This window comes from Pedobacter cryotolerans (genome assembly GCF_005116475.1).
GTDB classification, from domain to species: Bacteria; Bacteroidota; Bacteroidia; order Sphingobacteriales; family Sphingobacteriaceae; genus Pedobacter; species Pedobacter cryotolerans.
Window position 1 is genome coordinate 139,832 of record NZ_SWBO01000006.1, and the last position, 24,867, is coordinate 164,698.

The 24,867-nt window shown below is 35.1% G+C and carries 13 protein-coding genes; 6 read left to right on the forward strand and 7 right to left on the reverse strand.

Features of this window, described 5'->3' with window-relative positions:
- Positions 1–102 precede the first annotated feature (102 nt).
- Positions 103–852: a sensor histidine kinase gene (locus FA045_RS12050; protein ID WP_169305055.1), complete on the reverse strand. Its 750-nt coding sequence runs from the start codon at positions 850–852 to the stop codon at positions 103–105.
- A 334-nt stretch (positions 853–1,186) separates the two neighbouring features.
- Here FA045_RS12050 and FA045_RS12055 point away from each other — a divergent pair, with 334 nt between their 5' ends.
- Entirely contained in the window at positions 1,187–1,801 is a 615-nt protein-coding gene (locus FA045_RS12055; RefSeq protein ID WP_136877329.1) for a response regulator, read from the forward strand.
- A gap of 520 nt (positions 1,802–2,321) precedes the next feature.
- Here the strand turns inward: FA045_RS12055 and FA045_RS12060 are convergent.
- Positions 2,322–4,895 carry a non-ribosomal peptide synthetase gene (locus FA045_RS12060; protein WP_136877330.1) on the reverse strand — a complete coding sequence of 858 codons (2,574 nt, stop codon included), beginning with the start codon at positions 4,893–4,895 and terminating at the stop codon, positions 2,322–2,324.
- Positions 4,896–5,127: 232 nt separating this feature from the next.
- Between FA045_RS12060 and FA045_RS12065 the strand changes: the two genes are divergently transcribed.
- Positions 5,128–5,760, forward strand: a complete 633-nt coding sequence (locus tag FA045_RS12065) for a DUF6875 domain-containing protein (RefSeq protein WP_136877331.1) — start codon at positions 5,128–5,130, stop codon at positions 5,758–5,760.
- Between the two features lie 2 nt (positions 5,761–5,762).
- Positions 5,763–6,239 (forward strand): aminoacyl-tRNA deacylase, encoded by a 477-nt coding sequence (locus tag FA045_RS12070; RefSeq protein WP_136877332.1) that lies wholly within the window; start codon positions 5,763–5,765, stop codon positions 6,237–6,239.
- Between the two features lie 12 nt (positions 6,240–6,251).
- On the opposite strand, the gene FA045_RS12075 is transcribed toward FA045_RS12070, so the two are convergent.
- The 3 genes from FA045_RS12075 to FA045_RS12085 form a co-directional block, all read right to left on the reverse strand.
- Positions 6,252–6,803 carry a serine acetyltransferase gene (locus tag FA045_RS12075; protein WP_136877333.1) on the reverse strand — a complete coding sequence of 184 codons (552 nt, stop codon included), beginning with the start codon at positions 6,801–6,803 and terminating at the stop codon, positions 6,252–6,254.
- Positions 6,804–7,105: 302 nt separating this feature from the next.
- The gene (locus tag FA045_RS12080) at positions 7,106–8,095 is read right to left on the reverse strand and encodes a UDP-glucuronic acid decarboxylase family protein (RefSeq protein WP_136877334.1); all 990 of its coding nucleotides are present in this window, start codon (positions 8,093–8,095) and stop codon (positions 7,106–7,108) included.
- Positions 8,085–9,407, reverse strand: coding sequence for a UDP-glucose dehydrogenase family protein (locus FA045_RS12085; protein ID WP_136877335.1), 1,323 nt, complete (start codon positions 9,405–9,407; stop codon positions 8,085–8,087). Before FA045_RS12085 ends, FA045_RS12080 begins: the two co-directional genes overlap by 11 nt.
- Positions 9,408–9,686: 279 nt before the next feature.
- Here FA045_RS12085 and FA045_RS12090 point away from each other — a divergent pair, with 279 nt between their 5' ends.
- From FA045_RS12090 to FA045_RS12100, 3 genes are read left to right on the forward strand one after another with little or no spacing between them, the layout of a single operon-like run.
- On the forward strand, positions 9,687–16,328 hold the full coding sequence (locus FA045_RS12090; RefSeq protein ID WP_136877336.1) for a polyketide synthase: 6,642 nt from the start codon (positions 9,687–9,689) through the stop codon (positions 16,326–16,328).
- The gene (locus FA045_RS12095; RefSeq protein ID WP_136877337.1) at positions 16,328–20,350 is read left to right on the forward strand and encodes a non-ribosomal peptide synthetase; all 4,023 of its coding nucleotides are present in this window, start codon (positions 16,328–16,330) and stop codon (positions 20,348–20,350) included. Before FA045_RS12090 ends, FA045_RS12095 begins: the two co-directional genes overlap by 1 nt.
- Positions 20,351–20,362: 12 nt before the next feature.
- On the forward strand, positions 20,363–21,064 hold the full coding sequence (locus tag FA045_RS12100; protein WP_136877338.1) for a 4'-phosphopantetheinyl transferase family protein: 702 nt from the start codon (positions 20,363–20,365) through the stop codon (positions 21,062–21,064).
- A gap of 1,900 nt (positions 21,065–22,964) precedes the next feature.
- Here the strand turns inward: FA045_RS12100 and FA045_RS12105 are convergent.
- Together FA045_RS12105 and FA045_RS12110 are read right to left on the reverse strand one after the other, a co-directional pair.
- A complete protein-coding gene (locus FA045_RS12105; protein ID WP_136877339.1) occupies positions 22,965–23,681 on the reverse strand; it encodes a TylF/MycF/NovP-related O-methyltransferase in 717 nt (238 codons plus the stop codon).
- Positions 23,682–23,696: 15 nt separating this feature from the next.
- On the reverse strand, positions 23,697–24,866 hold the full coding sequence (locus FA045_RS12110; RefSeq protein ID WP_136877340.1) for a glycosyltransferase family 2 protein: 1,170 nt from the start codon (positions 24,864–24,866) through the stop codon (positions 23,697–23,699).
- Between the last annotated feature and the right edge of the window lies 1 nt (position 24,867).

Below are 24,867 nucleotides of genomic sequence, written 5' to 3' on the forward strand. Positions count from 1 at the left end.
CAATCTTATGACAAGATAAATTAGAGAAAGATTAATCCGTAGTTTAATTAAAAGCTAAACACATTAGGAATATGAAATTTTGCAACGCTTGCATTGTGCTGCCTAGCCAGCGTAAGTAGAGGCTAAAGCTTTGTTTAAAGGAATTTTAACCATTACAATAGTACCCTTGTAATTTTCTACTACTAAATTGCCATTTAAGCTTTGGATACGAGCTTTAATATTTTTTAAACCTCTAGCATTTTGTCTAACTTCACCTGGGTTAAAGCCAACACCATTGTCTTTAATTTCGAAAATTAACAAGCCATTGCTAATTGTTGCATTAAGGTAAACATTAGTAGCTTTAGCATGTTTAATTGCGTTGTAAACAATTTCTTTAACTAATAAATAAATGTTTCTTCTACTTTGACTGTTAATTATCAAATTATCTACATCCATTGGAAAATTAGGCTCGTAGTTAATTTCTGTATACTCAAATAATTTAATGGTTTGATGCTCGATGTAGTACAATAAATTTTCTAAATTATCGCTTTCCGTATTTGTACTCCAAATAATTTCATTAATTTTTTCAGACATTTCATTTACCATACCGCTTATTTGCTTAAGCTCTGCAATATCTGTTCTTTTTTTACTAGCTAAATCTGCAAACAATTGTATAGAGAATAAGCCAGAACCTATATCATCGTGTATTTCTCCGCTAATTCTTTGTCGCTCTTTTCTGATAAACTGCTGCTGTTCTAAGTACACAGCTTTCGATTTTTCTTTAAGTTTGTTGTTTTTTTTAATCAAAAAATAGATAATTCCAGCAAAAATTAAAACAATAATAATTAAAACTAAGAGGAATTCTGGAGGCATAATGTTATAAATTGACAGCGTATTTGGCATCTAAACTAATATTGTGTATTAAATGTTTTAATTTATGTAAATATTAATTAAAAATTAATAATCATTTCCCTATCACTAATAGTAAATAAAGCACATGGGATTTAACATGATGATTAAAACAAAAACCTATCCAAAAATGATTTAAGCTCTTTTTAAAAGTTTAAATTAACATAAATATTTTTTATTAATAGTTAAAAATCTTTAAAATAAGTTAAAATATCTATTAACTATTAAATTAAATCATTCACTTTTAAATAATTGGTCTTATCTTTAGAAGATTAAACATCCCTAATGTTCTAAGCAAATGATTTCTATTACCATTATTGAAGATCACGAGAATTATCGAAACTCATTGGTTCAAGCAATTGAACAAAATGAAGAATTTAATATTATCGGCGTTTACAGTTCGGCTGAAGATGCTTTGTTGCAAATTGAAATTAATCCACCAGACATTGCTCTTGTAGATATTCAATTAGTTGACATGTCTGGGATTGAGTTTATAGAAAAAGTTAGAAGTACAGTACCCGATACTCAATTTTTAATGTGCACCAGTTTTCAGAATAGTGAAAATATATTTAATGCTTTAAGGGCAGGAGCTTCAGGATATATTGTAAAAGGATCTACCACTCAAGAAATTCAGAACGCAATTATAGAACTACACCAAGGTGGTTCGCCAATGAGCCCATACATTGCTCGAAAAGTAATTAGCTTGTACCATAAACCAGAAACAAATGATTTTGGCTTAAGCAAAAGAGAGTTAGAGGTTTTAAATTTGCTCAGTAAGGGTTTACTTTATAAAGAAATATCTGATAAATTAAATATAAGCGCAAATACGGTTAAAAATCACTGTAAAAATATTTATAAGAGATTACACGTTCAAAACAAAATTGAGGCTTTAAATAAGTTCAATAACATGTAATCCTTATTCTCTCTCTTTATCAATCAATTTTATAGCCCTAATGGGCTATTGTTTTTAGCAGCAAAATGTAGGAAGTTTGTTAAACAAATATTAATTGATTTATCTATTATTTGCTTTGTTTAAAAGATGATAAGATTTTTTAAACAACATTTTGTTAATGCACTAATTGTTTAGCAAAACACATAAGGTAGATAACAATAAACAAACAATAGATAAGAGGGATTTTGGTGTAGGGACCATGCCCTCTTTTTTTATTTAATACAATTTACGTAAGTAGCTTATTTACCTAAGTTCGATAATTACTCAACGAAATTATCGCTTTAATACGTCTATTTTGGTAGACTCTCCATGTTGATCCGATAGCTATCGTATTTATTTCAGCATCTATTTAGCACGAAAGAACCTGACCTGTAGTGAAGCGGAAAGCTACGCAGTAAAATAAATTCAGTGTGAGGAAAAAGCTAACCCAAATCCTAATTTATAACTTGAAAACCAATGTTTAATTATCTAGCTCAGCTTATTAAGTTACATTAATTTCATCTAACCTGCATTGCAGCTTAATTGCTAATTCCTTATCATGAGGAGCCTTAAAGATCTCTGCATGATTACCAGGTACATCGTGAACATTTACACCTTCAAGCGCATAATCATTCCATCCCAAATATTTAGGATCATCAATAAAATAAAGATTATTTGCTTTAAAAACATCAATCTTAACAGCGATTGGAACCAATTTGTATCTATAAAAGGCATTCATGATTTCCTTCATTAATACAAGCATATACTTTGGGTAATTAGGAAAATCTGTTTGTTTATTAATTAATTTTCTAACGCCATCTATGTTAGATTGAATTAAATAACTAATATTTTTTGTTGGTGCCTTTTTGATTGATTTTAACCTAAACTTTAGCTTTTCGAACTGGCGCAATGATTTAACAGCTATTTTTTTTCCAAATTGAAATTGATGGGTTGGTATTTGAACATTGGTATCAAACATGGCCAATAGTTTTACCTCTTTGCCTTTTGCTTTTAATTGTTTAACCATTTCGAAAGCAATTATGCCGCCTATAGAATAACCACCAATTGCATAAGGCCCAGTGGGATTATGCTTTAATACTTCACTGTTATAAAATTCAGCTATACTTTCAATATTGTTGTAAATAGTTTTCTCGTTGTCATCATCAAAAGCTTGCAAACCATAAACAGGTTGATCGGCTTTGAGGTGAGCAACCATGCTTCTATAACCCAATACATTTAAACCAATACCATGGACAATGTACAGCGGCACTTTATCTCCATTTGGTTGGATAGGTATTAAGGATTTAAATTCTTCTGCAGCATTGTTTTCTATGGCATTTACCAATTGTTTGATGGTAGGATACTTAAAGAGTATAGATGGAGAAAGTCGCTTAGCTAATTTTTTCTCAATCTGAATTTTTGTTTTTAACGCAATAAGTGAAGTACCACCTAATTCAAAAAAATCATCATCAACCCCAATTTTATTGATGCCAGTATTTTGCATCCAAATTTGAGCTACAATTTCTTCATTTGGAGTAGATGGGGCAACATAGTTGGAGGTATTATTTTTAATGAGTGGTTTAGGTAAAGACTTCCTGTCAATTTTACCACTTGGCAACAAGGGCATATTTGGCAGTAATACGTAATCTACAGGCACCATATATGCCGGAAGCAATTTCTCTAAATTCTCTTTTAATATTGTCTCAATTGCTACAGCTGTTAATTTATTCTGTGGATTTTTGAGCGTATAATAGGCTACTAATCTAGCATTCTCTACTTTATCTTGGTGTACCATCACCAAAGCATCTTTAATCAATGGTTGGGCTTTAAGCTGAAAATCAATTTCTTCTGTTTCAATGCGATAGCCCCTAATTTTAACCTGTGTATCTTTTCTTCCAATAAACTGTAAATCACCATTTGGCAATTGTTTAACCAAATCTCCAGTTGCATACATCAGCTGCTTTGGCATTAAAAAAGGATTTGGTATAAATTTTTCGGCAGTTAAAGCTGGTCTGCTGATATAGCCATTGGCCACACCTAAACCACCAATATATAATTCGCCCTCGGTTCCTTTATCTACCGCATCAAGACTTTCATTTAGTATATAAATTTCCGTATTTGTAATGGGTTTGCCAATGCTGATTAACTCATCATCAATACTTAACTGCTTTGCCAAAGCACAGATGGTGGTTTCGGTAGGCCCGTACATATTCCATAGCGCCTTACATCTAGCCAATAATTGCTCAGCTAATTGTTTAGTTAAAGCTTCGCCACCGCAAAAAGCAACGATTGGTAGTTTTTCTTTCCAACCAGCTTCAATCATCATTTGCCAAATGTAGGGCGTTGCTTGCATTAAGGTTATTTTTTCCTTTTTAACAATCTCCAGCAATGCGAAACCATCTCTAACCACATCCTGATCAACTATAGTTAACTTGGCCCCTGCAATTAATGGTAGATAGAGTTCTTCCTCAGAAATATCAAAAGACATGGTAGTTAAACCCAGCATATTATCTGTGTAAGTTACGCCAGGTTCTGTTAAACGGTGTAATAATAAATTTAATAAACTTTGATGGCTAATGCCTACTCCTTTTGGTAAGCCTGTTGAGCCAGAGGTATAAATGATGTAAACTAAATGAGCTAAATTAAATATTTTCGGTACATAATGGTGTTGCGTTCTAACCGCCCATAATTCATCAAACAAAAGCAACGGAAAAGCGCTGTAAGTTGCTGAATAAGCATTTGCAGTAATGATGGTACGAGCACCAGAATCTTCCATTAAAAACGAAATCCGATCTACAGGAAGTGTTGGATCTATTGGAACATAGGTAATTTCTGCTTTGAGTAAGGCTAACAGACAGACAGACATTTCAATGGATCTATCCATTGCTACCGCTACAATATCATTCGGTTTGTACCCTTTACTTAAAAAACAAGCAGCGAGCTGATCTGAAGCTAGCGTTAAATCACTATAAGAAATTTTTTTAGCATGATGCTGAATGGCAACTTGATTTGGTAATTGTTGAGCTTGTTGCTTAATAAGAAACGGAATGGTCTTTTCACCAAAATAATTAACCATAAATAGAGGCGTATTGAACGTATAGTAGGAGAATGTTATTGAAAAAATATAATTGATGTTAAGATACAACTAAATTTCTTTTTAATTAACAAAACGGGCTACTGTTTGTTTTAAATAAATATTTGTTTAAAATTCATAAGCTAAAAAGTAAACAATATCTTTGGTTATTCCTATTTAAACGTTGAATTAGAATAATAATTCACAAAATCAATCATCCTTAAATTATTTTGCCGTGATTACAGAAAATGCTTCGTCAATTAAACTCTTTAACCTAAAAGAAATTGGTAAAAAAAACATACCAGAAACTTACCTTACTTATCAAAAAGAATTGGAATTATTTTCTGATTGGGTAGCTAATTTTTTAGCAAAATCTAATGCAAACTTAGGTCGTACTGGCGCTGTTTGCCCTTATGTACAATATGCAGAGGAAAAAGAATATTTTAAAGTTGGTGTTTTTGATGCACCAGATCCAAAACAAGAGCTAATTATTTCGCTTATTAGAGATTTGAAGGAACTTTTTATAACGATGAATCCTACCAATAAAAAAGATGAGAAATTTAAAGCAATTACCATATTATTTCCTACTTTAAATGAAAATCAGGTACTTGATATTATTGATGGTGTACAATTAAAACTAAAACCAGAATTTGTAAAACAAGGAATGATGATTGGACAATTTTATGAAAATTGCCAACAAGGAGGATTAAGAAACTCTAGCTTTAGACCTTTACAATCGCCAGTACCTTTATTAGCCATTAGGTACATGGTAGAAACAGACTGGCCTTTTTTAGAAGGAGATAAAGTTTTAGAACAAGCTTACCAGAAAAATTTTGGCAAGATTAATTTTGGCACAAAAAAAGAATAAAAATGCATCCAAAAATTAAAGATAAATTAACTGAAGCGCAGCTTAATTATAAAGAAATTAAACACGCAACTTTTGACAAACCGATCCACTCGCCTTTGGATTTTGCGGAAGCATTAGGCTATGAAATAGGTCGTATCACGAAATCGGTTTTTTTGAGAGCAAAAACAAAGGATAAATACATTATGGCAGTTTGTTCTTGCCATAAAAAATTAGACTTTGCAAAATTAGCCCAATTGGCAAAGGTGAATAAACTAGAAGTAGCAGATAAAAATGAGTTGGCAGAAATGATTGGTTATCCACCAACTGGAGTTTGCGCTATTGGTTTAACAGCTAACATTGCAATTTTTATGGATGCTGAACTGTTAAATTATCAAACTATAATGGTTGGATCAGGTGAAGTAGCCATTGAAATTGAGCTTAATCCAAAAGATTTACTTTTGATTACCAATGCTACTATTGACCAAATAAGTTTAGCTTAGTTTATTAAACAACTAGTTGATAGAGTGTTGGCTGTAAACTTTTTTTAATAGCCTTGCCGGATTACCTACCATTACACAATTTGGCGGCACGCTTTTAGTTACTACGGCTCCGGCTCCAATAATTGCATTGTCGCCTATTTCAATATCGCCTAAAATGATGGCATTTACACCAATATCAACATTGTTACCAATACGAGGTGATAAACTATAGGTACCATCTGGCAATAATTTATTACTAATTGTTGTTAAATGGCGAATGGTGCAGTTGTTACCAAATACCGTACTCGCTTCAATTACAGAACCATGTCCGTGATTTAATTTAAGGCTTTTACCTGCTCTAACGTGCCAATTAATTTCAATATTAAATATCCATTCAATGATAATTCTATAAAGGGCTAAATACCAAATAAATAAAACAGTTAATACAGGATTTTTTCTTACAAAGGAAGCAATTCTAAAAAGAAACAAAACAATTCTTCCTTTAAAATTTCCTTTGTTCACTTTCCAATCTTGAAAAGGGCCGTGATACCTTGCTCTATAATAGATCTGCTTTAGTTTTTCCATTTATATTTTTGGTTGATAGCTGAAATTTTAATGATTAAATTAACTATCAAATTGGTTGTTGCGAAACTTATTATTAACAGTAATTACAACTTTACGTTATGGTAAAAATTTCACATTACAAAAGTAGGTGTGTACAAGCTAGATCACAATAGCCCTTAACTACTAATTACGTTATTATGTTTTAATTTTAACAAATCGACAATCTGTTGTTAATCTGTTAAATATGTATTGTAGGAGGTTTTAAAGCAAAAAAGGAGACTTTCTTTCGAAACGTCTCCTTGCTAATAAGATTTAAAATTTTACTATTTATTAAATGTAGTAAAGTCTTTATGCTCAATTTTAGCCAATGCTTCTTGAGACAGCGATTTGAAATAATCGTAAGTTATTTTTAAACCTTCTGCTCTAGCTACTTTTGGTGTCCAACCTAATAATCGAGTTGCCTTTTCTATATCTGGTCTACGTTGCTTCGGATCATCTTGCGGTAATTCTCTATAGACAATTTTTTGGTCTGTACCCGTTAATTTAATGATCTCTTCGCAAAACTGTTGAATGGTAATTTCATCTGGATTACCAATGTTAACTGGCTGAGCATAATCGCTAAATAATAAACGATAAATACCTTCAACCAAATCATCTACATAGCAAAATGAGCGAGTTTGGCTACCATCACCGAAAACTGTTAAATCTTCGCCACGTATGGCCTGACCAATAAAAGCTGGCAATACTCTTCCATCATTTAGTCGCATGCGGGGGCCGTAGGTATTAAAGATCCTCACAATTCTCGTTTCCACACCGTGAAAAGTATGGTAAGCCATAGTGATCGCTTCCTGAAAACGTTTGGCCTCATCATATACCCCACGTGGGCCAACTGGATTTACATTGCCCCAATATTCTTCTGGTTGCGGATTAACGTTTGGATCACCATATACCTCAGAGGTTGATGCTATTAGCATTCTAGCACCTTTAGATCTGGCTAGCCCTAATAAATTGTGTGTTCCTAATGAGCCCACTTTTAAAGTTTGGATTGGAATTTTTAAATAATCTATCGGGCTTGCTGGCGAAGCGAAATGTAGGATATAATCTAGCTCACCTGCAATGTGAACAAACTTAGAAACATCATGGTGGTGAAACTCGAAATTTTCTAATTTAAACAAGTGTTCGATGTTAGCTAAATCACCTGTAATCAGGTTATCCATGGCTATCACATGAAAGCCTTCCTTAATAAATCTATCGCAAAGATGTGAACCTAAAAATCCGGCTGCACCTGTAATCAATACTCTTTTACCTTTCATTTGATCCAATTAATTTTCTACCAATACTGTTGTAATAATAACCCATGTCAACCATTTTTTCTAAATCATAAAGGTTACGACCATCAAAAATGATTTTGTTCTTTAAAATTTCATCCATTCTATCAAAATCTGGGTTACGGAAAACTGACCATTCTGTTGCTATTAACAATGCATCAGCATCTTTCAAAGCCTCATATTGATTATCTACGTACACTACTTTATCTCCAATGATATTTTTAACATTCTCCATTCCTTCTGGATCGAAAACGCTTAATGTAGCGCCGTGTTTAACCAATGCATCAATAATATACAAGGCTGGTGCTTCACGAATATCATCAGTTTCTGGCTTAAATGCCAAACCCCACAGTGCAAAATGTTTGCCTTTGATATCGTTTTTATAGTATTTAAGAATTTTGTCTACCAAGATGGTTTTCTGTCTCTCGTTAACTTCCATTACCGATTTAAGAATCTGGAAATCATATTTACTTTCATCTGCTGCTTTTACCAATGCCTGTACATCTTTCGGGAAACATGAGCCTCCGTAACCAATGCCGGGAAAAAGGAAACGCTTACCAATTCGCTCATCAGAACCAATGCCACGGCGTACCGCATCAACATCTGCACCAACCATTTCACAAAGGTTCGCTACCTCATTCATAAAAGTGATTTTGGTAGCTAAAAATGAGTTTGCGGCATATTTTGTTAATTCAGAAGAACGTTCATCCATAAATAAAATTGGATTACCTTGACGAACATAAGGACCATATAATTCGGTCATTAGTTTTTTAGCTCTTTCACTTTTTGTACCCAAAACAACACGATCAGGTTTCATGAAATCATCTACCGCTACACCTTCTCTTAAAAACTCTGGGTTAGAAACTACATCAACCTCAACATTTGTATTTTCGGCAAAAACTGCACTCACTTTATCTGCAGTACCTACTGGCACCGTAGATTTGTTCACAATCACTTTATAATCGGTTATTAATTTCGAAATATCTTTTGCAGCACCTAAAATATAAGATAAATCTGCAGCACCATCGCCACCCGGAGGAGTTGGTAATGCCATAAAAATAATCTGTGCATCTTTAACTGCAGCAGCTAAGTCTGTAGTAAAAGTTAATCTCTTTTGCGCAATATTACGGTGAAAAAGAAGATCCAATCCAGGTTCGTAAATTGGCACTTCGCCATTTTGCATTTTCTTAACTTTCGCTTCGTTGATATCAACGCAAATTACATCATTGCCCGTCTCAGACAGACAAGTACCTGTTACCAGTCCTACGTAACCGGTACCTATTACAGCTATTTTCATTTATTATATTTTTATTTAGGGATTAATTTAAATATCGTTAAATCAGCTGCAATGTAATTGTACTGATTGGGTATTTTTTTTATCACGAAAGTAAATGAAAAAAACCACAATACAATAGCCCTAAACTACCATCTTTAACACGATTTAATTGTTAATTGAAGCGAAATTAATTATCTTGCAACGAAATACAAGCAAATCCGTGCTGATAGATGATTTAAAAACCGTATATTTTGCTTTATTAGAATAAATAAGTAACAAAATATCCCTATTGTTATATTTATGATAAGCGGTAAACCGTCTAATGAGCTCTCACCTCAAATAAGTGCTAAAACATGCTATGGCCCAAGTGTGCCATATCCAATTGGTCAAACATTAAATGATCTTCTGATAAACGGTGCCTTAAAAAATGATAATTCCATTGCGCTTGTGTACGGTGGTTTAGAGATGACATATGCAACATTGCACACCAAAAGCAATCAACTTGCACATCATTTACTTGAACTTGGGGCGTGTAATGATGCATTAGTAGGCGTTTTCTTAGCGCCTGGATTTAACATGGTAGTAGGCATTTTGGGCATTTTAAAAGCTGGAGCTGCGTATGTTCCTATAGATCCAAATTTCCCAGCAGACCGTATCAATTATCTTTTGGAAGATACTGGTATGAAAATTTGTTTAATCGATCATACGGCACTTCCGGCAATAAGCACCAATATTATACCTGTAAACCTCAACAAAGATTTAGCAGTAATCTCGGCTTATCCAACCTCAGTACCACATACAAATGTAAATGATTACAGCTTGGCTTATGTAATTTACACCTCAGGTTCTACAGGCTTACCAAAGGGGGTAATGATTGAGCATAGAAATATTGTGAATTATTTACTTTTTAGTCAATCATTATTTACAGACCAATTAAAAAGTGGCACTTATTTTTATATGCCATTTACTTTCGATGCATCAATTACTGCATTGTTCTTACCCTTAATCACAGGAAAAAAAATCGTAATTAGCACTAAAACAGGTGTAGATATTTTCGAAGACCCAAACTTAATAGCCCATGCGCCATATGATTTTATTAAAATTACACCTGCTCATTTGGGTTTACTAAATTTAAAATATGGTGATAATTTATTTTTAACCAACAAATTAGTAGTTGGAGGAGAGGAATTAAAACCAGAAAACATTGTTAACCTAAACGAAAACCAAAACCTTACCATTTACAACGAATATGGGCCAACAGAGTGCACAATTGGTTGTACTTTTTATGCTTTTTCTCCTTCAGGCAACTTAAAACAGAAAATAGCTATCGGAACGCCTTTTGCCAATACGACTGCTTTGGTATTAGGCGATGATGGACAACCAAAACCCATTGGCGAAAGTGGCGAGTTGCATATTGGTGGTGCTCAAGTTGCACGTGGATACATCAATAAACCAGATTTAACAGGGTCAAGATTTATTGAAAGTAATTTACAGCAGGGTAGACTTTATAAAACTGGAGATATTTGTGCTTGGCAAGCCGACGGAAATTTAAGTTATTTGGGCAGAGCTGATGATCAGGTTAAAATTAGGGGATATCGGATAGAATTGGGAGAAGTTGAAATTTCGGTAGTAAATTCTGGTTTGGCCAAGGCTTGCACAGTTATCGCTACTGATGATGGAGATGGCGGCAAACGTTTGGTGGCTTTTTATGTACCGAACAACAAAGACTCTAATCAGCAAAAAATTAGAACTTACCTTCAGGAACATTTGCCTGATTACATGGTTCCGCAATTATTTGTAACATTAAGCGAATTACCCTTAACAAAAAATGGAAAGGTTGATAAAAAAGCTTTGCTCGTTCCTGATGCTTCCATGTTACTTTCCAATGCCTATGTACATCCAAAAACCGAAATTGAGAAAAATGTAGCTGCCGTTTGGAAAGCCGCACTCCATGTAAACAGAGTAGGCACTACCGATAACTTTTTTGAGTTAGGCGGCAATTCGCTGATGGCAAAAAAGGTGTTGATTGCTCTGCGTGAATTACATCAATATGCCATTCCTGTTACCAAATTATACCAAAGTCCAACTATACAAGGCTTAACAAAGTTTTTAACCCCTCAAACTTCACAAAAACAAGTTCAAAACCAGCGAGAACTAGACAACAATGCCCCTATTGCGGTAATTGGGATGGCAGGTAGATTTCCAGGCGCTAACAACATCAACGAGTTATGGGATGTATTAATTAATGGTAAAGAAACGACTACCTTTTTTAAACCAGAGGAGATTGCGAAAGAAATTCCTGATGAATTAAAAAACGATCCATTTTATGTAAATGCAAGGGGCATTATTGATCAAGCTGACCATTTCGACCCTGCTTTTTTTGGGATCAATCCCAAGTTGGCCGCATTGATGGATCCTCAGCAACGCATATTTTTAGAAATTGCACATGAGGCACTAGAAAAAACTGGACACCTTCATCAAAACTATACTGGCAAAATCGGCGTTTTTGCAGGAGCAGGAACCAATACCTATTATGAAAACAATGTATTGGCACATCCTGATTTAATTGAAAATCAGGGTAAGTTACAGGTACATTCGGTTAATGAAAAAGATTATATTGCCTCTAGAACAGCCTATCACTTAAACCTTCATGGCCCGGCAGTTAGTGTTAATTCGGCCTGTTCTACTTCATTGTTGGCTATAGCCGAAGCAGTTAATAGTTTACGTGCAGGGCAATGCGATGCAGCATTGGCGGGTGGAGCAAGCATTACATCTCCCATAAATAGTGGGCACCTATACCAAGAAGGGAGTATACTCAGTGCAGATGGCCATTGTGCGCCTTTTAACAATGAGGCTACTGGAACTGTTTTTAGCGATGGCGCTGGAGTTGTTCTTTTAAAAACATTATCGACTGCACAGCAAGATCGAGATCATATTTATGCCATTATTAAAGGTGTTGGCGTAAATAATGATGGTGCTGGCAAAGGTAGTTTTACTGCGCCAAGCTCTAGCGGACAAGCTCATGCTATTAGCGAAGCCATTGCAAATGCAGGTGTTGATCCTAGCGAAATTACCTATATTGAGGCCCATGGCACCGGTACTCCAATTGGCGATCCGATAGAGTTTGAAGGTTTAACAACAGCGTTTGGAGAACAAAACAAAAACCAATATTGTGCCATTGGCGCTATCAAAAGTAATTTTGGGCATTTAACACAAGCTGCTGGTGTAGCTGGATTTATAAAAACTTGCCTTGCCTTAGCAAACAAAGTAATACCACCCACTTTAGGTTACAAAATTCCTAATCAGCATATAGATTTTGTTAACAGTCCATTTTATGTAAACACCAAATTGGCCAATTGGAATGACGACAAAAGAATAGCAGGAGTAAGTTCATTTGGAGTTGGTGGCACCAATGTACATGTGGTTTTGGAAGCCTATGAAAATCCAGAAGCTACACCCCCTGTTTCTGATAAACCATTTCAATTGATCGCTTGGTCTGCAAATTCAGAAGATAGTTTAGATTCATATCGCAAGGCATTAGGAAATTATTTACAAGACGATCTAAATCCATCCTTAGCTGCTGTTGCATACACTTTATATCATAGCAAAGCTGATTATAAGCATCGGGCATTTACAGTAGCCGTAAGTTCTTCGCAACTGGGTGATAGCTTATTAACTAACTCTATCGGTTCATTTAATCCGAATTTATTAAGAGAAATCTCTGGCGAAATTGTCTTTACTTTTCCTGGTCAGGGAGCACAGTATTTAAACATGGGCTGGTCTCTTTACGAAAATGAGCCTATTTACCGTGCAGCAGTTGATGAATGTGCATTAATTTTAACTCCCTACCTTAAACTCAACATCAAGGAGATTATTTTTGCCAAAGAAGAAAGTGACACCGCAGTTAACCTATTAAAAGAAACCAAATACACCCAACCCGCTTTATTTGTAACTGAATACGCATTGGCACAACTGTGGATTAGTTGGGGCATAAATCCTACCCTTTTATGCGGACACAGTGTTGGTGAGTATGTAGCAGCCCATTTAGCTGGTATATTTAGCTTAATTGATGCATTGAAACTTGTAGCCACTAGAGGGGCATTAATCAGCGATTTACCAAAAGGTAGCATGCTTTCTGTAAGAGCTGAAGCTGCAGTAGTAAACAATTTACTTACTGGCGATTTAAGTATTGCAGCCATCAATAGTCAAAAATTAGTAGTGGTTGCTGGGCCAACTGCTCAAATAGAACGATTGGCAAAACAACTATCTCAAAAGGAAATCATCAATAAGCCTTTGTTCACCAGTCATGCTTTCCATTCGGCAATGATGGATCCTGTTTTAGATGATTATCAAAAGATTGTAGCCGAGGTTAAATTAAACAAGCCAAATATTCCTGTTATTTCTACCGTTACTGGTAAGATTTTAAGTGATAGCGAAGCGATTAGCATAGCTTATTGGACTGCTCATTTACGCAAACCAGTATTGTTTTTAGCTGCCATATCAACCGCATTATCTTATCACCAACCCCTATTTTTAGAGGTTGGCCCTGGCTTAGTAACTTCAAGTTTGATTAAACAGATTGCTGCATTTAAAGGCCAAACATTGAAAGCTATTTCGAGCTTAGATCCGCAGAAGGACGCACTAGAATCTATCTTAAATACATTGGGTCATTTATGGGCCAATGGCATAAGTGTGGATTGGAAAGCTCTCTGTAAAGAACAGTCAATTATTGACCTACCTACCTATCAATTTGAGAGACAAAAATATTGGCTTGAGCCAAAACCAACTCAAGAAATATTAACTCAGGAAATTCCTTCTCCGATTATTCCTGTAGAAATTAATGCTCCAAAAAATTATACGCACATGAGAATAGACGCCCTTACTCAACAAGTTAAAAAAGTACTAGAAGATGCATCGGGTATTGACATGAATGATGTAGCATCAGAAAGTAATTTCCTAGAAATAGGGTTCGATTCGTTATTGCTAACTCAAGTAGCCACATCAATAAAGCGCCAGTTTAACTTACCGATAACTTTTAGGCAACTAAACGAAGAGTTTTCAAGCATTGCCAGTTTAGTTGCTTATCTAGATAAAAATTTACCACAATCGCATTTTGCTACGTTAGCAGAGGTTAGTTCAACAATTGATCATTTGCCAAATCAGTCATTACCAGCTATAACTACCGACAATAGTGCTTTGGGCTTAATTGCACAGCAGTTAAACATCTTAAGTAAACAAGTGATGCTCATGCAGGGCCAAAATCCTAACCATGCATCAGCCCAAATCAATCCTACTGCTCATGTACCAATACCAGTTCTACAAACTGTTACTGATCGTTCTTCTATTAGCGAGCTTTCAGAAGAAGAAAAAGCAGAAATTAAAAAACCATTTGGCGCTACACCAAAAATAGAGCGATTGGCATCAACCTTAAATGATAAACAAGTTTCTTTTTTAAAAGATCTTACTTTACGCTATAACAAAAAAACTTTTAAGAGTAAACAATATGCAGCTTCAAGTAGGTCATTTATGGCCGATCCTAGAGTAGTTTCGGGCTTTAAACCCGTTACAAAAGAATTGGTATACCCTATCGTGATTAACAAATCTAAAGGGAGCAAATTGTGGGATATAGATGGCAATCAATACTTAGATGCGCTTAATGGATTTGGATCTAATATGTTGGGCTATCAACCTGATGTAATCAAAGAGGCTATGCATGAGCAAATAGAAAAAGGTTATGAAGTTGGGCCCCAACATGAACTGGCATCAGAAGTAAGTAAATTAATTTGTGATTTTACTAGTTTTGAACGAGCAGCTTTATGCAGCACTGGCTCAGAAGCTGTTTTAGGTTGCATAAGAATTGCCCGAACAGTAACTAGCCGTTCGCTAATTGTTGCGTTTAGTGGCTCATATCATGGTATAATTGACGAGGTTTTAGTAAGAGGTACAAAAAAACTAAAATCATTTCCTGCTGCTGCTGGAATTATGCCAGAAGCGGTACAAAATATTTTAATACTAGACTACGGCACTCCCGAAACTCTTGCCATCATCAAAGAGCGTGGAGATGAAATTGCTGCTGTTTTAGTGGAGCCAATTCAGAGCAGGCGACCAGAATTTGTACCAATTGAATTTTTAAAAGAATTGAGAACAATTACAAAAGCAACTGGAGCGGTACTGATTTTTGATGAAGTGATTACTGGTTTTAGATTTCACCCTGGTGGAGCGCAAGCAATATTTAATATCAAAGCAGATTTGGCAGCTTATGGAAAAGTTGTTGGCGGAGGTATTCCTATTGGCGTTATTGCAGGCGATAGTTATTTGATGGACGCTCTTGACGGCGGCAATTGGAACTATGGTGATGAATCTATTCCAGAAATTGGGGTAACCTATTTTGCAGGTACATTTGTTCGGCACCCATTAGCTTTAGCTTCTGCTTACGCCTCTCTTAAATACATGAAAGAAAAGGGACCTGAGTTGCAAAAAAGTTTAAATACTAAGGGAGAATATCTGAGCAAAAAACTAAACGAAGCCATAGAAAAAAGGCAACTACCCATGTTTATTGCAAATTATGGATCGTTGTGGAAATTAAAATATCATCAAGAATTGCCTTACAGCGAATTGCTGTTTGTGCTTTTAAGAATAAAAGGAATTCACATTTTAGATGGTTTCCCGTGCTTTATTACAGAGGCTACTTCGAATGATGATATCGAAATGATCATCAATGCTTTTGTACAAAGTTTAGACGAAATGATTGAAGCAGGATTTTTCCCATCACTTCATCAACCCAATCAAAATTATAATCCTTTAGCTGTAGTAATCGATTCGAGCAACCCTCCTTTTGCTGGCGCTAAACTAGGTAAAGATAAAGAAGGCAATCCGGCTTGGTTTATCAAAGATCCATCAAATGAACATCAATATTTACAATTAGGAGATAAAATTAATTGATGGAAACAGATCAAACGCTACCTCAAAACCTCATTGCAGTAGATTATAACCCTTTTGAAATTGAAAGGGAAATTGATAAAATAATTGTAATCAATGAGTCTCAAAGAGAAATCTGGTTATCTTGCTTAATTGGCGGAGTGGAGGCTAATTTGGCCTATAATGAATCTGTCACGTTAGCATTTAAAGGAGATTTTTCTCTCCCAAACTTTAAAAAAGCTTTATCAACCGTTGTTCATAGGCACGAAGCCCTAAGAAGTACTGTTAGTGCAAATGGGGCTCATTTTATCATTTATAAAGCTTTAGCTTTTGAGCTGGTTTATCACGATCTTAGCAATGAGACCGACGAAGAGCAGGAGCATACAATCAGTAATTTCTTAAAAAGTCAAATGTTACAACCATTTGATTTGGTAAATGAGCCATTATTTCGATTCTACCTTCATAAAAAAGATGAACATGAGTATTTTTTCACGCTAGTTATTCATCATATTATTGGCGATGGCTGGTCTATTGGCATCATTTTAGAAAACCTAAGTAAAGCTTATAATGCTTACCAAAATAATGAAGAACCAACACTACCTCCCGTAAATCAAATCAGTAGTTATGCCAAAGAACAATTTAACTATTTACAAGGTGAGCAATTTAAAGCAACAGAACAATTTTGGTTAAAAAAATTCGCTGGCCCTATTCCATCCTTAAATTTACCTACAGATTTTGAGCGAGGTAAAAGTAGAACTTATCAAGCAAACCGAATAGACCATAAATTAGATTCAGCATTAGTTAAACAAATAAAATTAGCTGGAGCTAAAGCAGGCTGTAGTTTGGTAAATACCATGCTTGGCCTTTTTGAAGTTTTTTTGTCACAAATAACACATCAAAGTGATATTGTGGTTGGTTTACCCGCAGCCGGACAACTCGCAACCGCAAATTATGAATTGGTTGGACATTGCGTAAATATCATCCCCATACGTAGTAAAATAGATGGCTCGCATACATTATTATCGTACCTAAAAGAAAGCAAAACTAGTTTTTTAGATGCTTATGAGCATCAGCAACTCAGTTTTGGGCAACTGTTAAAGAAACTCAATTTTAAGAGAGATCCTGCTCGAATACCTTTAGTACCTGTTGTTTTTAATATAGACATGGGAATGGATCAAGCCGTAGAATTTAATGGATTAGCATTAGAGTTGGGCTCGGCCCATAGAGCCTATGAAACATTTGAACTTTTTTTAAACGCCACAGGCAGCCAAGAAACTTTAATTTTAGAATGGAATTACAATACTCAATTATTTAAGGAAAGTACCATTAAACATTGGGTTACTGATTTTGAAAAATTATTGCAAGATTTTGTTAAAAACCCCGAAAGTGCTGTTGAGTTTGCAGCAACTAATTCGGAACTAAAACTACCAATACAGCAGCAAGTAACGCGTAATTATACAGGCGGGGATATTGTTGCTATCATTAATGAATCTTGTGTAGCAAATAAAAGTAAAACTGCTGTTAAGTTTAAAAATGAAACGCTTACCTATCAGCAACTGCTGGAAAAATCAAATCAGCTAGCTCAAATTTTAGTTAAAAATGGGGTTGGTAGCGGAGATATCGTTGCTTTATCTACTGATAGGTCTATACACATGGTGGTAATGCTTTTAGGCATTTTAAAAGCTGGAGCTGCTTATTTGCCTTTAGATCCATCTTACCCAAAAGATAGAATTGAATTTATGCTAGCCGATGCTGGCGCAAAATTATTGCTATTAAATAAAAAATATGCCCATCAATTTAATGCAAGCCAAAATGAACTTTACATTGAAAACATTTGGCAAGAATTAGCGCAAGAAGCGCTTCATTTTACCATTAATATCAATCTAAAACAGATTTCTAACATCATTTACACATCTGGCACTACCGGAAAACCAAAGGGTACCAAAACCACTCATAAAAATCTTGCTAATTTAATCACAAGTATAAAAAATCAACCTGGTGTAAAAACAGCAGATAAATTTCTAGCCTTAACCACCATTTCGTTTGATATTGCCGCGGTAGAAATCTTTTTGCCTTTATTAGCAGGGGCTACTGTAGTTATTGCCACAGCAGAAGATGGAAAAGATGGACGATTACTGCTAGAATTGATAGAAAAAGAAAACATTACCATTCTTCAAGCCACACCATCAAGGTGGAAAATGTTATTGAGCGCTGGTTGGGAAAAACAATATCCAATTACTGCATTTACAGCTGGCGAGGCTTTAACAAAACAATTGGCGCATCAAATACTGCAAAAAACAAAAGCACTGTGGAATTTATATGGACCTACAGAAACAACCATTTATTCTACCATTAAGCAAGTAAGTATTACTGATGAATTGATCACCATTGGTAAACCTGTAAATAATACCGCCATCTATATTCTTGACGAACATCAAAAGCAGCTTCCCGTAAATACTATTGGCGAAATATTTATTGCTGGCGAAGGGGTTGCTGATGGTTATTTGAACAGACCTGAACTAACTGCTGAAAAATTTATTTTTGATCCTTTTAGTGATGTTGAAGGGCAAAAAATGTATGGAACTGGCGATTTAGGAAAATATCTACCCAATGGTGAAATTCAGTGTTTAGGCAGAATTGACCATCAGGTAAAAATTCGTGGTTACAGAATAGAATTGGAAGAAATTGAAGCTGCACTTGCCAAACAACCTGATGTGAAACAAGTTGTGGTAACCGCAAAAACAGATTTAAACGAACAGCAAAGGCTAGTGGCTTACCTAATTTTAAATCACAACAAGAAAATAAATGATAATGAGCCATCTATTATTGATAAAAAAATAACAAATCATTGGAAAACAGCACTCAATGAGTTATTGCCAAGTTTTATGATCCCCGATCAATACATTGCTTTGACTGAATTTCCGCTAACACCAAATGGTAAAATTGATAGAAATAAACTGCCCTATCCAACTATAAAAACTGAAAATGACGATGACCATCAACCTACTTTAAGTAAAAATGAATTATTGGTAGCAAATATTTGGTCTAAAGTTTTAAAGCTCGAAAATTTAAAGCCAGATGATGACTTCTTTGAAATTGGTGGGCATTCTTTATTAGCCGTTAGTGTAATGATGGAGATTGAGCAGCAAACCAAACGCAAATTACCTTTGGCTACACTTTTCGAAAATTCTACTATTAGAAGTTTGGCTAAAATGCTAATTGTTGATGAAAAAGAAATTAAATGGAATTCGCTAGTGCCCATTAAAAAAACTGGCAATAAAATCCCCATCTATCTCATTCATGGAGCAGGCTTAAATGTGCTCATATTTAATCTGCTTAGTAAATATGTAGATAAAGAACAGCCAGTTTATGGCATGCAAGCTATTGGTTTAGATGAAGATAGAGAATTTGGCTACACCATGGAAGAATTGGCAGACATTTATCTTGCTGAAATTTTAGCGCATAACCCAACTGGCCCGTATGCCTTAGCAGGATACTCTTTTGGTGGATTACTTGCTTACGAAATGGCTGGTAAATTAATGCAAATGGGTAAAGAAATTAAAATGTTAGGGCTTTTAGACACCAATGCTACGGGTAAAGAACTTTATAAGAGCAAGGCTGATGAATTGATGAAAAAATTTACCAGACAAATTCATAAACCACTCTTTTTTTCGAAATCTTTTATAGAATATCCTTTAGAAACCATTAGCTATCAGTTCAATGGCATTTCAACTAGATTTAATAAATTTTTCAATATTAATAACAAAACGCCTGATGATGTGTTATCAAATAAAGAAAAACTTTCTAAAAGTTACGACATCGCTTACAATAACTACAAGTTGAAACCCCTACCCATACACGTAGATTTGTTTAGAGTAAAAAAACGTTTATATTTTTTAGATGATTTAAAATACTTAGGTTGGAATTCTTATGCTAAAAAGGGCGTATCAGTTCACGAAGTACCTGGAGATCACAAAACTTTTCTTTTTGAGCCCAATGTTAAAATGTTTGCAGAAATTTTGCAACGCACTTTAAATCAAAAATAACAAGTATTGTATATGGAGTGTTTACCATTAAAAGAAAATATCGTTTGGAAAACAGCGTATCAGCTACTGGCTGAAAAATTAAATGGGGGTTTGCACATTTTTAAAATTGCTGTTGATGAGCATTTTCAAAAAATAGAAGCGATTTACAAAGATTTTTTAACAGAACGTGAAATTTTAAAAAGCAACAGGTTTAGGCATAAAAAAGACCGCGATAGCTATATCGTTCGCAAATATATCACTCAGAAAATTTTGTCAAGCTTTTTAAATGTGCCGCAAAATGAAATTCAATATGATAAAGCGGCAAATCAAAAACCGATTGTGCAAGGCTTAGAGTTTAATGTGAGCCATAGCAATAACTTGATACTAATTGCAGTAGGTTCCTTACCAGTAGGTGTTGATGTGGAGTTGATGAAACAAGATTTTAGTTTTACTTCGCTTTTGGCAGACTGCTTTCATCCAAATGAGACTGTTTTAATAAAAAACTCTCAAGATCAGCTTACTTGCTTTTATGGCTTATGGACTAGAAAAGAAGCGATACTAAAAGCTACAGGCGAAGGTTTGATTGAGGAATTACCAGAAATAAATTGCTTACCAAATCAAATCACTAGAAAAAACGAAACTTTTAACTTGCTTAGTTTTTTAGTAGAAAAACATTATGTTGCAAGTATAGCAGTAAGTAGTTTAGTGCAAGAAATTAATTTTTGGACGTATTAGAATATTATGATGACCTTCCGATAGCTATCGGAACGAGCTGAACATGACGGACTCTCTTCTTCGCGTCACCCCCACGCAGGTGGGGATCCTAATGCGGTAGCTATTCTTTATTTTTCATATCCTACTTAAGCATTACGATGCCCAGAAAGCTTGTCCCGAATTTACTTCGGGAAGCTACCATTGACATTATTTGTTAAGTATCTATAAATCAAATTTTTTAAAAATTCTAAACTCCTAGTTTTGTCATTCCCTGCCTGCCGGCAGGCAGGCGACTTCGGAGGAATCTAATAGTTTGAATTTATTTAAGAGATCCTTCGCTGCACTCTGGATGACAAAACGAGCTAAATTAACGTCACTCATATTGATTTTTATGAAATAAATTACCCCTGTGCATGACAAAATTCTCTTCTTACACTTCATCCCCACGCAGGTGGCGATACTAATGCGTTAGCTATTCTTGTTTTTCATATCCTACTTAAGCATTACGATGCCCAGTCGAACTGAGCATGACGGAGTTTATTTATTAATTGAGCATGACGAACTCCTCTTTTTCGCGTCATCCCCACGCAGGTGGGGATCCTAATGCGGTAGCTATTCTTTATTTTTCATATCCTACTTAAGCATTACGATGCCCAGTCGAACTGAGCATGACGGAGTTTATTTATTAATTGAGCATGACCAACTCCTCTTTTTCCCGTCATCCCCACGCAGGTGGGGATCCTAATGCGGTAGCTATTCTTTGTTTTTCATATCCTACTTACGCATTACGCTGCCCATAAAATTTGTCCCGAATTTAATTCGGTAAGCCACCATTGACATTATTTGTTAAGGTTTATAAATCAAATTTTTTTAAAATTCTAAACTCCTAGTTTTGTCATTCCCTGCCGTCAGCTACTATTAGGACACATTTTTGTGCGCTGGAATATTGAACTATACAAGGCTACATTGATAAAAGTAGAAGCTAGAGCCAAGGACGACCGTCAATCCTCAGTGCCAGCCAAATCAAAAAAACAGTAGCACAACAGAAAAAAATGCACTAGCAAACCTAAAACGCAGTGGTTTTGTGTTCAATTTGGCAGATACTTTAATTTTTCACTACCGAACAAAACAAAGTGCCGCTGTTTTTTTGATGAGCGGAGGCTTGTGAAAAGGCACATTGATGGATTGATAAGCATTTTTGCATACTTTTGATGCTTCAAAAGTTTGATGCCCGCCGGCAAAGAGGCTGAGTGAAAATTGAATACTTGTGCCCTAATAGTAGCTTGCCGGCAGGCAAGCGAATTCGGAGGAATCTCATAGTTTGAATTTATTTAAGAGATCCTTCGCTGCACTCTGGATGACATAACGAGCTAAATTAACTTCATTGATATTGATTTTTATGAAATAAATTACCCCTGAGCATGACGAATCCTAACTTCTGCGTCATCCCCACGCAGGTGGGGATCCTAATGCGGTAGCTATTCTTTGTTTTTCATATCTTACTCAAGAATTACGATGCCCAGAAAGCTTGTCCCGAATTTACTTCGGGAAGCTACCATTGACATTATTTGTTAAGGTTTATAAATCAAATTTTTTTAAAATTCTAAACTCCTAGTTTTGTCATTCCCTGCCTGCCGGCAGGCAGGCGACTTCGGAGGAATCTCATAGTTTGAATTTATTTATGAGATCCTTCGCTGCACTCAGAATGACAAATCGCTTTAAATTTAGCGTCATTTATAATGATTTTTATGAAATAAATTACCCCTGAGCATGACGAATCCCTAACTTCTGCGTCATCCCCACGCAGGTGGGGATCCTAATGCAGTAGCTATTCTTTGTTTTTCATATCCTACTTATGCATTACGATGCCCAGTCGAGCTGAGCATGACGGACTCTCAAGCATATCGAATTTTATTTAGCTTTATTCTTTTTTAAAATAAGCATGATGTAGTTGATTGCCATAAAGCGCAACCATTTTTTCTGGTTTATCTTTTAAAAACGAGCTAGCTCCCAAATAAACCCCAGGATTACAATCAAAGCCGTTAGGAAATTGATTTCTATCAATGTAATCGGTTAGCAAACAAATTGCACCCTTTGTCATTTTAGGATAAACTTCTGTCAAGCAGTAAATCATGATATCTCTATGTTCAAATTTATCTCCACCATGCCCACAATCTATGTGCACAAACGCAATCTCCTCTGGCAATTGTGTAGGCAGAGTATCTTGAAAATAACCTTTATGTAGCGTAGGTAAATTAAGGCCAGCCTTTAGAAAATTGGCTTTTAAGATCTCCTGAATATCTCCATGTTCAGAAAATTGAATTTCAAAGGAATCATACAGGTGTAATTTTTTATCAGATTGATTTTGCTGCAATACATTTTGGAACAACATGGCAGAAAAACCAGTAAATGCACCCAGTTCTACTAAATCGCCTTTTACATTGGCAGCTATAATTTGGTTAACTAAATGATAATAGTTCATTCTTTGCTCCACATTATTCATGTCTCTAAAAGGATCTATCAAAGGTGTTAAATCACCTAATTTTAAATATCTTAGACCTTTACCAACCCATTTTTTAATAAATGACGGTTTAATTGCTCTAGTGTATGGGGGTTGGGTGATGAAGTAATTATCCATAATTATATCATGTAGTTAAACTTTTCTCTTAGATCTTTCCCAGGCTGCACTTTGGCTTTTACTGATGTATCTACCAATGCCTGCAATTACTGCATAATTCATTAAACAGAAATAATAGGGAATAAAAAATGCTTTTATTTTCAGGTTTCTGCTTTCAAAAAACCATCCTATTAAACTTAAAATATAAAATAACACTTGCGCAACAAGTAGCAATTGATAGCCTAATAAATCCGTATTTAAAACGATTAAAAGATTCAATATCAACACCAACATTAGTAAAAAGGGAACAATAGTCCACCTTAAAACCCGATGCGAAATATATTGAAAAGTTAAAACGGGATAATTGAAAGGGTTAGCAGCCTTACCCAATCTAAAGATCGACTGCATACCACCTGCAGCAATTCTAATTTTTCTCTTCAGTTCTTCTTTGGTATTTGCCGATGCTGTTTCCATGGCATAAGCTTCAGGTTCATAAGCAATTAAATAACCATTTTCGGCAATTCGCATCGCAATCATGTGATCATCAATAATGGTATCACTTTCTACTGGTTGGTAAAGTGCTTTTCTAATACTAAATAATTCGCCTGCGGCACCCACATTAGAATATAATTCATAATCCCACTTTTTAAGTAAAGATTCATACTTCCAATAAAATCCTTCGCCAGCCGAACTTGCATCTGCAACCGTTGGGATAAATACTTTTTTCTCTCCAGCTACTGCGCCAACTTTTTCATTTTGATAATGTTTAACCAAATTTTTAATTGCCTGATCATTTAAAAATGTATTGGCATCGGTAAACACCATAATTTCCCCATCAACAAATGGTATTGCTCTTTTAATTGCTGCCATTTTACCGTCTCTGGCATTGTTATGAAGTAATACAACTTCCTGATAAGGCTTAATGAGTTCTGGCGTACGGTCTGTAGATCCATCCGTTACAAAAATAATTTGAAGCTTTTCTTTCGGATAATCAATTGCTAGTGTATTTTCAATCTTTTTTACGATCATGTCTTCTTCATTCCATGCCGCAATAAGAATAGTAACAGAAGGCAATAATTGATCGGTTTTAAATACAAACGGTTTTTTAAACATTCGTTTGATTTTGATCAAAATATAGAGTAAAAATCCATACCCAACAAAAGTATAAACGATTAAAAATAAGGCAATCCAGAATATGATGATCATT